The sequence below is a fragment of the Methylobacterium currus genome (genome assembly GCF_003058325.1).
Classification (GTDB): domain Bacteria; phylum Pseudomonadota; class Alphaproteobacteria; order Rhizobiales; family Beijerinckiaceae; genus Methylobacterium; species Methylobacterium currus.
The window spans coordinates 5741994-5755555 of record NZ_CP028843.1 but is presented as its reverse complement, the minus strand read 5'-3'; the positions used below and the strand labels follow the sequence as shown (position 1 = coordinate 5755555).

Annotated in this window: 12 protein-coding genes; 8 read left to right on the top strand and 4 right to left on the bottom strand. The window is 69.9% G+C overall.

Annotation, left to right across the window (positions count from 1 at the left end; genetic code table 11):
- Positions 1–159: 159 nt before the first annotated feature.
- Positions 160–1209 (top strand): hypothetical protein, encoded by a 1050-nt coding sequence (locus DA075_RS26470; protein ID WP_099955765.1) that lies wholly within the window; start codon positions 160–162, stop codon positions 1207–1209.
- Positions 1210–1352: 143 nt separating this feature from the next.
- Here the strand turns inward: DA075_RS26470 and DA075_RS26465 are convergent, their stop codons facing one another.
- The 3 genes from DA075_RS26465 to dnaK form a co-directional block, all read right to left on the bottom strand.
- A complete protein-coding gene (locus DA075_RS26465; protein WP_174800124.1) occupies positions 1353–1997 on the bottom strand; it encodes a class I SAM-dependent methyltransferase in 645 nt (214 codons plus the stop codon).
- 270 nt (positions 1998–2267) lie between these two features.
- Positions 2268–3437: a molecular chaperone DnaJ gene (dnaJ, locus tag DA075_RS26460; RefSeq protein ID WP_099955763.1), complete on the bottom strand. Its 1170-nt coding sequence runs from the start codon at positions 3435–3437 to the stop codon at positions 2268–2270.
- A gap of 159 nt (positions 3438–3596) precedes the next feature.
- Complete coding sequence (gene dnaK, locus DA075_RS26455; protein WP_099955762.1) at positions 3597–5513, bottom strand: molecular chaperone DnaK; 1917 nt, start codon at positions 5511–5513, stop codon at positions 3597–3599.
- 413 nt (positions 5514–5926) lie between these two features.
- On the opposite strand from dnaK, the gene DA075_RS26450 reads away from it, so the two are divergent.
- Positions 5927–6925 carry a hypothetical protein gene (locus DA075_RS26450; protein WP_099955761.1) on the top strand — a complete coding sequence of 333 codons (999 nt, stop codon included), beginning with the start codon at positions 5927–5929 and terminating at the stop codon, positions 6923–6925.
- 27 nt (positions 6926–6952) lie between these two features.
- Here DA075_RS26450 and DA075_RS26445 read toward each other — a convergent pair whose 3' ends face one another.
- Complete coding sequence (locus tag DA075_RS26445; RefSeq protein WP_232388677.1) at positions 6953–7498, bottom strand: YqgE/AlgH family protein; 546 nt, start codon at positions 7496–7498, stop codon at positions 6953–6955.
- A gap of 338 nt (positions 7499–7836) precedes the next feature.
- Between DA075_RS26445 and DA075_RS26440 the strand changes: the two genes are divergently transcribed.
- From DA075_RS26440 to DA075_RS26415, 6 genes are all read left to right on the top strand, one after another.
- Positions 7837–8319, top strand: coding sequence for a peroxiredoxin (locus DA075_RS26440; protein WP_099955760.1), 483 nt, complete (start codon positions 7837–7839; stop codon positions 8317–8319).
- A 440-nt stretch (positions 8320–8759) separates the two neighbouring features.
- A complete protein-coding gene (locus DA075_RS26435; protein ID WP_099955759.1) occupies positions 8760–9509 on the top strand; it encodes an SDR family NAD(P)-dependent oxidoreductase in 750 nt (249 codons plus the stop codon).
- A gap of 10 nt (positions 9510–9519) precedes the next feature.
- A complete protein-coding gene (locus DA075_RS26430; protein ID WP_099955758.1) occupies positions 9520–10374 on the top strand; it encodes a transketolase in 855 nt (284 codons plus the stop codon).
- Positions 10371–11402 (top strand): transketolase family protein, encoded by a 1032-nt coding sequence (locus DA075_RS26425; RefSeq protein WP_099955757.1) that lies wholly within the window; start codon positions 10371–10373, stop codon positions 11400–11402. Before DA075_RS26430 ends, DA075_RS26425 begins: the two co-directional genes overlap by 4 nt.
- Positions 11399–12283 carry an NAD(P)-dependent oxidoreductase gene (locus tag DA075_RS26420; protein WP_414468186.1) on the top strand — a complete coding sequence of 295 codons (885 nt, stop codon included), beginning with the start codon at positions 11399–11401 and terminating at the stop codon, positions 12281–12283. The genes DA075_RS26425 and DA075_RS26420 overlap by 4 nt, the downstream gene beginning before the upstream one ends.
- A 259-nt stretch (positions 12284–12542) precedes the next feature.
- Positions 12543–13556: a TRAP transporter substrate-binding protein gene (locus DA075_RS26415; RefSeq protein ID WP_099955755.1), complete on the top strand. Its 1014-nt coding sequence runs from the start codon at positions 12543–12545 to the stop codon at positions 13554–13556.
- Positions 13557–13562 lie beyond the last annotated feature (6 nt).

Sequence of the window (13562 nt, the reverse complement as noted above, 5' to 3'; positions counted from 1 at the left end):
ACCCGCCGGGCCCGGGCCCGCAAGGGGCCGCGGACGCCCGCCCACCGCGAGGATGATCCGGGCGACGGGAGCTGCTAGGTCTGACGGGCGCGATCCCCGGTCGCGCCGGCGCGCGCGCCACCGCCTTGCCGCGACACCGTCTTCAGCCTAGCAAGCAGCATGCGATTCAACTTCAACGTCGTCGGCCCGGCGAGCTTCGATCTCTGGATCGCGCCCGACGACATGCGCCGCACGCCGCGCCTGCGCGTGGTCATGGACCGGACGCGCGAGGCCGTGATCGAGGCCTGGGTCCATTACCCGCAGCTCAAGGAATTCGGCTGGCACGCCCACGGCATCTGCGGCTTCAAGCTCAACGGCGAGAGCTGCCCTGGGCTGGACCAGGCCGGGCGCTACGACATCTACGACGCCGACACCAACATCCTGCTCTACCGGCACCGCCCCGACGCCACGTATCGCCAGGCCCGCGTCCTTTCGCTCGACTACACGATCAACCAGGACAACGCCGCCCGCGACATGCTCTTTCCCGAGTTCGCGATGGCGTATTTCGGCGTCCACGACATCCATTTCGATCTGTTGCGCTGCATCATCGACATCAAGTACAGCGACTCGCTGCTGCTGCAGGGCAGCCTGCTCCTGAAGCGCTACGAGGACGTGGTCCAGGCCGGCGAGTACGTGAAGACGATCCTGGTCGTCGATCCCTACGTGGAGCTGGCCAAGCGCATCCTGTGGCTGCGCCGGATGGCGGAGATCGGCAAGGATCCGGTCCAGAGCTGGCGCGTCGACCATCTCCAGGGTCCCTGCGCCTTCGCGGCCGGCCTCGACCTCGGCAGCGTCTCGGCGCTGCGCAAGGGCTTCGACCGCATCGACCTGGAGACCCATGCCTGGCTGGAGAACCCGCTCACGCGCGACCTCTCCTGTACGTTCCCGGGCGAGGCGATGAAGCCGGGTCACTGGACGCTGGCGATCGAGGCGCTGTCGCGCTTCCACGTCATCGGCCACCAGCATTTCTGGGGCGCCTACACGGCGATGCTGGCCGACGTGCTGAAGCTCGAAGGCCCGGCCGCCCCGGAGCGCCGGGTGCCCGAGCCGGTGCTGGAACTCGCCGAGACCCTGAGCCGCGTGAAGAACACGATCGGCCTCGTCGAGATGGACATCAACCTCAGCGACAAGGTCTACACGATCATCGAGAGCCAGTGGGAGAAGGCGTAAGGCGCCGTCCGGACGACCTGTCCGACTTCGCCGACCGGCCTGCGATCCACGGCGTCATCCCCTGCCCGCGAAAGCGGAACCCCGGGATGACACGGAGGGTCGACGGGCCGTCCGGGCGCCCGCCTCTCGGGGGCTAGCGCCCCTCAGGGCCGGCGATACACCCAGACCCGCGCCGGCGGCAGGTTCAGCCAGACCTTGTTGGAGCGGCTGGCGGTGTAGGTCGTGGACTTGGCCGGGATCGGCGGCACCACCGCGTAGGTGAACTGCACGAACGGCGCATCCGCATGCATCAGGTCGTGGGCGGCCGTCAGCAGGTCGAGGCGCTGCTCCAGGGGCTTGGTGAAGAGCGGCAAGCTCGAGATCGTGGCGGAGGCCGGCTCGGCGACCACGCCCGCCAGGGTGGCGCGGATGTCGTAGGCATCGCCCTGCAGCACCGTGGCCTTCGGAAAGCGCCGGCGCAGCAGCTTGCAGAAATCCGGGTTGTACTCGACGAGCACCAGGCGCTCCGGGGCGATGCCGCGGCGGACCAGCGCGTCGGTCACCGGGCCGGTGCCCGGCCCGAGCTCGATCACCGGCCCGGACAGGCGCGGATCGACGTAGGAGGCCATGGTGCGGGCGAGCATCCGCCCCGACGGCGTCACGGCGCCGGTGACCAGCGGCCGCTCGAACCAGGAGCGCAGGAACCGCGCCTCGTCCTCCAGGATGTCGCGCTTCTTCTGGGGCTTCGGGTGGGGCAGCGGGCTCGAGACCGCGACGGCTTTGGCCCTGGATCGGTGAGGCAAAGGCAAGACCGAAGACCCTTGAACACGCGAAAGACGATGGGTTGGCGAACGGCTGTCGTTCAAAGGCGCGTCGCCGTCAAGCCTGACGCACCCGGAACGAGACCCGCAGCCCACGCAATCCTACCGCGCGTGAACGCGCGAGGGCTGCTTCGGTTCGCGGATCCCCTTTACGGAGCCCTGCGATCGGGCGCGGGGCACGCCGCGGTACCGGCCGTCTGGCGCGGCCGGTGCTCCAGCATCGACGGTCAAGCGCGGCCGGAGCCGCAGCGTCGATGGTCAAGCGCGGCCGGAGCCGCTCAAGCCGTCGAAGAACTCCTTCACCCGGGAGAAGAAGCCGGCACTCTCCGGATGGTTGTCGGCTTGGCTGCCATGGGTGTCGAATTCCTGCAGCAGCTCGCGCTGGCGCTTGGTCAGGTTCTGCGGCGTCTCGACGAAGACCTGGATGTAGAGGTCGCCGACGTCGCGCGAGCGCAGGACCGGCATGCCCTTGCCCTTGAGGCGGAACTGCTTGTTGGTCTGGGTGCCGGCCGGAACCCGGACCGAGGTGTGCGAGCCGTCGATCACCGGCACGGTGATCTCGCCCGAGAGCGCCGCCGTCACCATCGAGATCGGGACCCGGCAGAACAGGTCGGCGCCGTCGCGCTGGAAGAACGGGTGCGGCTTGATCGACAGGAAGATGTAGAGGTCGCCCGCCGGACCGCCGCGCAGGCCCGATTCGCCCTCGCCGGCCAGCCGGATGCGCAGTCCGTCATCGACGCCCGCCGGCACGTTGATCGAGAGCGTGCGCTCGCGGGTGACGCGGCCGGCGCCCGAGCAGGCCGGGCACGGGTCCTCGATGATCTCGCCGCGGCCCTGGCAGTTCGGGCAGGTCCGCTCGATGGCGAAGAACCCCTGCGCCGCCCGCACGCGGCCGTAGCCGGCGCAGGTCGGGCAGGTCTTGGGCTTCGAGCCGGCCTTGGCGCCCGAGCCGGCGCAGACCTCGCAGGTGACCGAGGTCGGCATCGTGATCGTCTCGGTCTTGCCGGTGAAGGCCTCCTCGAGGGCGATCTCGAGATTGTAGCGCAGGTCGGCGCCGCGCTCGCGGCCCCCGCCCGGCCGGCCTCCGGCCGCCCCGCCCGGGCGCCCGCCGCCGCCCCGGGCGTCGCCGAAGAACGTATCGAAGATGTCCGACATGAAGTCGCCGAACTCGTTGCCGAATCCGGGGCCGCCCTGGCCGCCCTGCGAGAAGGCGGCGTGGCCGAAGCGGTCGTAGGCCGCTCGCTTCTGCCCGTCGGAGAGGCACTGGTAGGCCTCGTTGAGCTCCTTGAACTTGAGCTCGGCCTCCTTGTCGCCGGGGTTGCGGTCGGGGTGGTAGACCATCGCCAGCTTGCGGAAGGCCGACTTCATCTCACCGTCGGTCGCGGTGCGGGCGACGCCCAGCACCTCGTAATAGTCGCGCTTCGACATTCCTGTCCCCGGCCCCGCCCGTCCCAGTCCCGGCCCCGTCGGGCATCGTCCACACACGTCCGGTCCCCGGCGCCGTTTCCATGCACCGGGGACCGGATCGGTCTGCCAATTTCCGGCCGCACGGATCTCAGATCCGTGCGGCAACCTCAAGGCGTGATTTTACGCCCGCTTCTTCTGGTCCTTGTCGTCGACTTCCTGGAAGTCGGCGTCGATCACGTCGTCCTTCTTGGGCTCGGCCCCCTGGGCGCCGGAAGCGGCGTCCGGGGCGGCCTGGCTGGCCGCGTACATCGCCTCGCCGAGCTTCATCGAGGCCTGCATCAGGTCGGTGGTGCGAGCCTTGATCTGCTCGACGTCCTCGCCGGCCAGGGACTGGCGCAGGGCGTCGATGGCGGTGGTGATCGCGGCCTTGTCGGAGGCCGGCACCTTGTCGCCGTGCTCGGTCACCGACTTCTCGGTCGCGTGGATCAGGCTCTCGCCCTGGTTCTTCACCTCGACCAGCTCGCGGCGCTTCTTGTCGTCGGCGGCGTTGGCCTCCGCCTCCTGCACCATGCGCTGGATGTCGGCGTCGGACAGGCCGCCCGAGGCCTGGATGCGGATCTGGTGCTCCTTGCCCGTCGCCTTGTCCTTGGCCGTCACGTTGACGATGCCGTTGGCGTCGATGTCGAAGGTCACCTCGATCTGCGGCAGGCCGCGCGGGGCCGGCGGGATGCCGACGAGGTCGAACTGGCCGAGCAGCTTGTTGTCGGCCGCCATCTCGCGCTCACCCTGGAAGACCCGGATGGTGACCGCGTTCTGGTTGTCCTCCGCCGTCGAGAACACCTGCGACTTCTTGGTCGGGATGGTGGTGTTGCGGTCGATGAGCCGGGTGAACACGCCGCCGAGCGTCTCGATGCCGAGCGACAGCGGGGTCACGTCGAGGAGCAGCACGTCCTTGACGTCGCCCTGGAGCACGCCGGCCTGCACCGCGGCGCCGATCGCCACGACCTCGTCCGGGTTGACGCCCTTGTGGGGCTCCTTGCCGAAGAAGGTCTTCACCTGCTCCTGGACCTTCGGCATGCGGGTCATGCCGCCGACCAGGACCACCTCGTCGATCTCGGAGGCCGAGACGCCCGCATCCTTGAGCGCCTTGCGGCAGGGCTCGATCGTGCGCTGCACCAGGTCGTCGACCAGCGACTCGTACTTAGCGCGGCTGAGCTTCAGCGCCAGGTGCTTCGGACCGCTCGCATCGGCGGTGATGTAGGGCAGGTTGATCTCGGTCTGCGTCGCCGAGGACAGCTCGATCTTCGCCTTCTCGGCAGCCTCCTTGAGGCGCTGGAGGGCGAGCTTGTCCTTGGTCAGGTCGATGCCCTGCTCGCGCTTGAACTCGGCCGCGAGGTACTCGACGATGCGGTTGTCGAAGTCCTCGCCGCCCAGGAAGGTGTCGCCGTTGGTCGACTTCACCTCGAACACGCCGTCGCCGATCTCGAGGATCGAGACGTCGAAGGTACCGCCGCCGAGGTCGTAGACCGCGATCAGGCCGGACTTCTTCTTGTCGAGGCCGTAGGCGAGCGCCGCCGCGGTCGGCTCGTTGATGATGCGCAGCACCTCGAGGCCGGCGATCTTGCCGGCATCCTTGGTCGCTTGGCGCTGGGCGTCGTTGAAGTAGGCCGGGACGGTGATGACCGCCTGGGTGACCGGCTGGCCGAGATAGGACTCGGCCGTTTCCTTCATCTTCTGCAGCGTGAAGGCGGAGATCTGCGACGGGGAGTAGGACTTGCCGTCCGCCTCGACCCAGGCGTCGCCGCCGCTCGAGCGGGTGATCTTGTAGGGGACGAGCCCCTTGTCCTTCTGCGTCATCGGGTCGTCGTAGGTACGGCCGATGAGGCGCTTGATGGCGAAGAAGGTGCGCTCGGGGTTCGTCACCGCCTGGCGCTTGGCCGGCTGGCCGACGAGCCGCTCGCCGTCGTCGGTGAAGGCGACGATCGACGGGGTGGTGCGCGCGCCTTCCGCATTCTCGATGACCTTGGGCTGCGTGCCTTCCATCACGGCCACGCAGCTGTTCGTCGTGCCAAGGTCGATGCCGATCACTTTACCCATGGTGGGATCCCTCGTTGGTGTTTTTTAAGCAGACCGCCGAGCCCCGAAGCAGCTCGGCCCATGGCGGTACTTGTCAAAGGTTTGAGCCGGGGCGGGCCGGACCGCGCCTCGCCGGGAACCCGGCGAGCGGGGGAGTTGCCCGCGCCGAGCCGGATATAAGAAGGCCGTTTCGGGGCCGCAAGGCGAGGCGGGCCGGCTCGCGCATCGCGCGTCGCCCGAGACGCCCGAGACGGCCGAGGGCCGTTTCTCCCGGGCGGCTTTCCTCCAACCCATGGTCAAGCCGCCACGACAATGTTGCGGGCTTGCCACGCCCCTGCCACGGACCCCATGCTAGGACCCTGCAGACAGCGATCCTCGATCGATGTCGTTGTGGCCTTCGCCCCTGGTGGCCCTTGCCTTTCGCCTGGAGCCTGATGCAGCCCGTTCGCCCCTCCCCCCGCCCGGTGGCCCTGCCCGTGCTGGCGGCCCTGCCCCTCGCGGCGGTCCTGATGGTGGCGCCGGCCCCGGCCTCGGCCCAGTCCTTCCTGGAGGAATTGTTCGGCATCGGCCGCGCCGCCCGCCCGCCGGTGCCCCCGGCCCCGATCCCGGGCGGACGCGCCCCGGGCGAGGCGCCGCCGCCCGAGGCCGCGCCCCGTCCCGCGCCCGCGCCGCCCGCGCCCCCGAAGCCGGTGGTGCTGAAGACCCCCAACGACGACGCGATCCTCGGCCAGGATCTGCAGCAGAACGGCAATGCCGGGTCGCTCCGCCTGGAGCGGGCGGGCGGCGGCTTCACGGCCCGCCTGACGCTCGCCGGCACGAAGGTCTCGCAGCCGACCGAGAGCTGCAAGGTCGCGCTCGGCGACGACCAGCCCCTGGCGCTCGCCGACCAGGGCAAGCCCAACGGCGTCACCCAGCTCGCCTCGTCGGGGGCGGCCTGCCCGCTGCGCTTCGAGATCCTGGAGGGCAGCGTGATGGTCACGCCGCTCGGTGAGCCCGATTCCTGCGTCTTCACGGCCTCGGACTGCGCCACCACCCCGAAGGGCCTGTGGGGGCCGGGCGCCGCCACGCTGCTGCCGCGGGCCCAGGAATTCGACTCGGCCCGCGGTGCCGCCGACAAGGCGGTGCGCGAGAACTACAAGGTGATGACCCAGCGCGCCCGGCGCGAGGACGTGCGGCCGATCGTGACCGAGCAGGCCGCCTTCTCGGCCGACCGGGAGCAGTTCTGCCGCGCCTATGTCCGCGAGGGCTCGCACGGCTTCTGCCACCTGCGCTTCTCGGAGGCGCGGGCCCTGTCGCTCGCCACCCGCCTCGGCCTGTCCGGCGCCGCCCCGACGGCGAGCGCGGCCCCCCGGCCCGCGGCGCGTGTCCGGCGTCCGGCCCCGGCCGTCGACGGGATGAATCCCGGCTTCGAGGCCGGCGCGCAGGACCAGTAGGCGGGGATCGGCCGGGCGGCGTGCCGGTCAGGCGTGGCCGGCGGTGGCCGAGAGCATGGCGGGCTCGATGCCGATGCCGCGCAGGGCCCGGTCGTACTTCGTCTCGAGGGCGGTGTTGAAGATCAGGTCCGGATCGGCCGGGCAGTGCAGCCAGCCATTGGCCTGGATCTCGCTCTCGAGCTGGCCGGCCTGCCAGCCGGCATAGCCGAGCGCCAGCACCGCGCTCGCCGGCCCCTTGCCGACCGCGATCGCCCGCAGGATCTCGATCGTCGCGGTGAGGCAGATGCCGTTGTCGATCAGGAGGGTCGACTGGTCGATGTGGAAGTCGGGCGAGTGCAGCACGAAGCCCCGGCTCGCCTCGACCGGCCCGCCCATCAGCACCGGCATGTGACCCACCCGGCTCGGCAGCCGGATGGCGTCATCCTGGGCGATGATGTCGAGCTGGACCAGGAGGTCCGGCATGTTGAGGTCGGCGGCCGGCTTGTTGACGATGATGCCCATCGCCCCCTCCGCCGAATGCGCGCAGAGATAGATCACCGAGCGCGAGAAGCGCTCGTCGGCCATGCCCGGCATCGCCACGAGGAGCTGCCCGTCGAGGTAGCTCGGCGCGCCGCGGGCCGCTCCCTCCCGGTCGCCGGCGCGCGGGTCCGGCGCCCCGCCGCTCACGGCCGGGTCCTGGGAGAGGAGGTCCTGTGGAAATCTGCTGCGCATGAAGCCCATGCTACGCTCCGCCCCGGCGTTGTCCATAGTCCGCTTGTGCGGGAACGCGCGGGGAGGCCCGCCGGGTCCCGCGCCGCTCGCCGCGGGGCGGAGGCGGGGCACGCCGCCCCGCGCAACCCTGACCCGCGACCTCGACTCACCTGGACCGCCGCGCTAGACCCCGCCCGGACCATTCCGCGAGGAGAGCCACGATGACGATCCAGGTCGGCGATCACCTGCCCCAGGCGACTTTCCGTGTCATGGGCCCCGATGGCCCCGTGCCCAAGACCACCGACGACGTGTTCAAGGGCCGCCGCGTGGTGCTGGTGGCGGTGCCGGGCGCCTTCACGCCGACCTGCCACCGCAACCACCTGCCCGGCTACGTCACCCGGCGCGGCGACATCCTGGCCCGTGGCATCGACGCGATCACGGTGACCTCGGTCAACGACGTGTTCGTGCTCGACGCCTGGTCGAAATCGGCCGGCGCCGAGGGCATCGAGTTCCTGGCCGACGGCAACGGCGACTTCGCCAAGGCGCTGGGCCTCGACATGGACGGCACCGGCTTCGGCCTCGGCGTGCGCTCGAAGCGCTACGCCATGGTGGTCGAGGACGGCGTGGTGCGCGTCCTCAACGTCGAGGACGCGCCGTCGAAGGCGGACCTGTCCGGAGCGGAGACGCTGCTGAAGGCGCTCTGAGGGACGGCTCTGGTTTCGTCCCGCCGGGCCGTCCGAGGAAAATCCTTCGAAGTTCAGGCGCGGGTCCCCCCCTCTCCCACCCGGGAGAGGGGGGGACCCGCGCTCAATCTTTTTCAGGACAGCCCAGCCTGTCCCGCGATGACTGGCGATCGCAGGTCGCTCTGCGCCGACGACCTTGCCGGATGGACGCGGACGCTTCCGCCATCCCCCGGACTCCGCGGCCGCCGCCCCGCCAGATGAATCCCATTCACCTTCAGCTGCAATTTCCGCGTTTGTCCGCCTCCCTCCGCCGGGGCACAGTGTGCCCAACGAGACGAGGGAGGAACCGTCGAGGACGGGCGGCGATGCGGGGGTGAGCCCCGAGCGCCGCGAGACTCTCCCTCGTGCCCGAAGGCCGGCCCGACGCACGGGCCCGCGCCGAACAAGCCAGGGAGGACGACATGCTGCTGACCGACAAGGTGTGCCTGATCACCGGCGCCGCATCGCTGCGGGGGATCGGCCGCGCCACCGCGAAGCTCTTCGCCCAGCATGGCGCCAAGGTGGTGATCCTCGATCTCGATGCCGGCCAGGCCGAAGAGGCCGCCCGCGCGATCGGCGAGGGCCATGTCGGCCTCGCCTGCAACGTCACCGACAAGGCCGCCTGCCAGGCCGCCGCCGACGAGGTGGTCTCCCGGTTCGGTCGCATCGACGTGCTGGTCAACAATGCCGGCATCACCCAGCCGCTGAAGTTCATGGAGATCGAGCCCGGCAACTACGACGCGGTGCTCGACGTGAACCTGCGCGGGACGCTCTACATGAGCCAGGCGGTGGTGCCGCAGATGCGCCGGCAGAAATCCGGGTCGATCGTCTGCATGTCGTCGGTCTCGGCGCAGCGCGGCGGCGGCATCTTCGGCGGGCCGCATTACAGCGCCGCCAAGGGCGGCGTGCTGGGCCTCGGCAAGGCGATGGCCCGCGAGCTCGGCCCCGACACGGTGCGGGTCAACAGCATCACCCCGGGCCTGATCCAGACCGACATCACCGGCGGCAAGCTCACCGACGAGCTGAAGGTCGAGATCGCCAAGGGCATCCCGCTCGGCCGCCTCGGCGTCGCCGACGACGTCGCCAATGCCTGCCTGTTCCTGGCTTCCGACCTTTCCTCCTACATCACCGGCGCCGTCATCGACGTGAACGGCGGCATGCTGATCCACTGAGGAGCCGATCATGCCGACCGTCGAATCGCCTCCCCGGCAGAACAGCCCCTCGCTCGCCGAGCGGGCCTACCGCATCCGCCGCAACGCCCTGCTGATGGGCGAGGTCCAGGGCCAGGGCTACATCGCCCAGGCCCTCGGCATCGCCGACGTGCTGGCGGTGTCGTACTTCCACGCCATGCGCTACCGGCCGGACGAGCCGGAATGGGAGGGGCGCGACCGCTTCCTGCTCTCGATCGGCCACTATGCCATCGCGCTCTACGCCGCGCTGCTCGAGGCCGGGATCCTGCCGGAGGACGAGCTGACGAGCTACGGGGCCGACGACAGCCGGCTGCCGATGTCCGGCATGGCCGCCTACACTCCCGGGATGGAGATCACCGGCGGCTCGCTCGGCCACGGCCTCGCGCTCGCGGTCGGCTTCTGCCTCGGCCTCAAGCGCAAGAAGTCCGACTCGTTCGTCTACTGCCTGATCTCCGACGGCGAGCTCGGCGAGGGCTCGATCTGGGAGGGCGCCTGGTCGGCGAGCCACTGGAAGCTCGACAACCTGATCGCCATCGTCGACGTCAACAACCAGCAGGCCGACGGCCCGGCCTCGCAGGTCACCGGCTTCGAGCCGGCGGCCTCCCGCTTCGAGGCCTTCGGCTGGCACGTCCAGCGGGTCGACGGCAACGACATCGACGCCCTGGTCCGGGCCTTCGACCAGGCCCGGGCCTGCACTGAGCCGAAGCCGCGCATCATCATCTGCGACACCAAGATGGCGAAGGGCATTCCCTTCCTGGAGGCGCGCGAGCGCAATCACTTCCTGCGGGTGGAGCCGCAGGAATGGCAGGACGCGATTCACATCCTGGATGCCGGGAGGCCCGCATGAGACGCTCGAAGTACACGCGCCCGGCCTGGCTCTCCGAGGCCAACACGGGTGAACGGCTCACCACCTCGGCGATGATCGCCTCGCTGGCCGGCCCCGACCAGCGCACCGCGCCGGCCCCCTTCGGCCATGCGCTGGCCAAGCTCGCCGAGGAGCGGCCCGAGATCGTCGGGCTGACCGCCGACCTCGGCAAGTACACCGACCTGCACATCTTCGCCCAGAAGCACCCCGAGCGCTTCTACCAGATGGGCATGGCCGAGCAGCTGCTGATCAGTGCTGCCGCCGGCATGGCGCGCGAGGGCTTCCAGCCCTTCGCCACCACCTACGCGGTGTTCGCGGCGCGGCGGGCCTATGACTTCATCTGCATGGCGATCGCGGAGGAGAATCTCGACGTCAAGATCGTCTGCGCGCTGCCCGGCCTCACCACCGGCTACGGCCCGAGCCATCAGGCGACGGAGGACATCGCGATCTTCCGCGGCCTGCCCAACATGACGATCCTCGACCCCTGCGACGCGCACGAGATCGCCCAGGCCGTGCCGGCCATCGCCGATCACAAGGGGCCGGTCTACATGCGGCTCCTGCGCGGCAACGTGCCCCTCGTGCTCGACGAGTACGGCTACAAATTCGAGCTTGGGAAAGCGAAGACGATCCGCGACGGCAACGACGTCCTCATCATCTCGACCGGCCTGATGACCATGCGGGCCCTTGAGGCGGCGGAGGCCCTGCGGGGCGACAAGATCGACGTCTCGGTGCTGCACGTGCCGACGATCAAGCCGCTCGACACGGAGACGATCCTGCGCGAGGCCGGCAAGGGCGGGCGCCTGGTCGTGGTGGCGGAGAACCACACGGTCGTCGGGGGCCTGGGCGAGGCGGTGGCGGGGCTGCTCCTGCGCTCCGGCACGGTGCCGAAGGCGTTCCGCCAGGTCGGCCTGCCGGACGAGTTCCTGGATGCCGGCGCCCTGCCGACCCTGCACGACCGCTACGGCATCTCGACGAGCGCCATGGTGCGGAGCATCCGCGAATGGCTGTGAGCGCAATGTCCCCCGTCGCCTTCGTGGGCTTGGGCTCGATGGGCCTGCCGATGGCCCGCAACCTCGTGCGGCACGGTTTTCCCGTGCGCGGCTTCGACGTGCGGGCGGAAGGGCGCAGCGCCTTCGCGACTGCCGGCGGCACCCCCGCCGACACGATCGCGGCAGCGTCCGAGGGCGCCGGCGCCCTGGTGCTGATGGTGGTCAACGCCGATCAGGCGGAGAGCATCCTGTTCGGCGAGGGCGCCCTGGAGCGCTTGGGCCCGGACGCGGCAGTGGTCCTGATGGCGACCTGCCCGCCGGCCGCCGTCGCGGCGCTGGCCAGGCGGGTGACGGCGACCGGCCGGGCCTTCGTCGATGCGCCGGTCTCCGGCGGAGTCGTCGGTGCCGAGGCCGGGACCCTCACCATCATGGCGGCGGCCCCCGCCGACGTGATCGCCGGGGTGCGGCCGCTGCTGGAGGCGATGGGCGACAAGGTGTTCCATGTCGGGCCCGAGCCCGGCCAGGGCGCCACCATGAAGGCGGTCAACCAGCTCCTGTGCGGGGTCAATCTCGCGGCGGCGGCGGAAGCCCTGTCGCTCGCGGCGAAGGTCGGGATCGACGGCGCGACCGCGCTCGAGATCGTCTCGGGCTCCTCGGCATCCAGCTGGATGCTGCGCGACCGCGGTCCCCGGATGCTGGAGGAGACCCCGCGGGTCACCAGCGCCGTCGACATCTTCGTCAAGGATCTCGGCATCGTGCTCGAGGCCGGCCGCAGCGAGAAGGCGGCCCTGCCCCTCGCAGCCCTCGCCCACCAGCTCTTTCTCGCGGCGTCGAGCCGTGGGGCGGGCGCGGAGGACGACAGCCAGGTGATCGGGTCCTACCGCGCACTGAACGGCAAGTAAGCCCAACACACCTCCCCTCTCCCATGTGGGAGAGGGGCCGGGGGCGAGGGTGGCGACGGTCAAGGATCGAGCACCGAACGTCGAGCCGCCAGCATCACGGTATCCGCTTCACGCTGAGGCGTCCCACCCTCACCCCTACCCCTCTCCCACACGGGAGAGGGGATCCCGCGCTTCATTCTGGATCTTGCGGCTCCGCCGCAGACGAAATCGTCACGTTCAGAGGCCGGCCCACCGGCCCTCCCCTCCCGAGGAAACGACCATGAGCCACACCCTCTCCCGCCGAACGCTCATCGCCGGCGCAGCCGCATTCCCGCTCGCCACGATCTTCACCCGGCCGGTGCGCGCCGCCGAGTTCGAGTACAAGCTCGCCACCGGCCAGGACCCGACCCACCCGGTCAACACCCGCGCCCAGGAAGCGCTCGCCCGCATCCGCGAGGCCTCGAACGGGCGGCTCGACATCAAGCTCTTCCCGGCCAACCAGCTCGGCTCCGACACCGACCTGCTGTCGCAGGTGCGCAACGGCAGCGTCGAGTTCTTCAATCTCTCGACCTCGATCCTCTCGACCTTCGTCGCCGCCGCGGCGCTGCCGAATACCGGCTTTGCGTTCAAGGATTACGACGACGTGTGGAAGGCCATGGATGGCGGTCTCGGCACGTATGTCCGCGAGCAGATCGCCAAGACGCCGATCCAGACCGTCTCGAAGGTGTGGGACAACGGTTTTCGCCACATCACCTCCTCGACCCGCGAGATCAAGGTTCCTGAAGACCTCAAGGGCTTCAAGATCCGCGTACCGCCGTCGCCGATGCTGACCTCGCTGTTCAAGGCGCTCGATGCCGGCGCCGCGCCGCTCAACTTCAACGAGCTGTATTCGGCGCTGCAGACCAAGATCTTCGAGGGCCAGGAGAACCCGCTCGCCATCACGGCGACGACCCGGCTCTACGAGGTTCAGAAGAGCTGCAGCCTCACCGGCCACGTCTGGGACGGCTACTGGATCCTCGGCAACAAGAAGGCCTGGCAGCGCCTGCCCGAGGACCTGCGCGCCATCGTCACTCGCGAGCTCGACCGCTCGGCCGACGACCAGCGCGCCGACATCGTCAAGCTCAGCTCCTCCCTCCGCCAGGATCTCGGATCCAAGGGAATCACCTTCGTCGAGGTCGACCGCCAGAAATTTCGCGATGCGCTCGGCCGCACGACATTCTACAAGGACTGGAAGAACAAGTACGGCGACGCGGCTTGGGAGCACCTCGAGGCCGTCTCCGGCAAATTGGCCTGAGGGAGG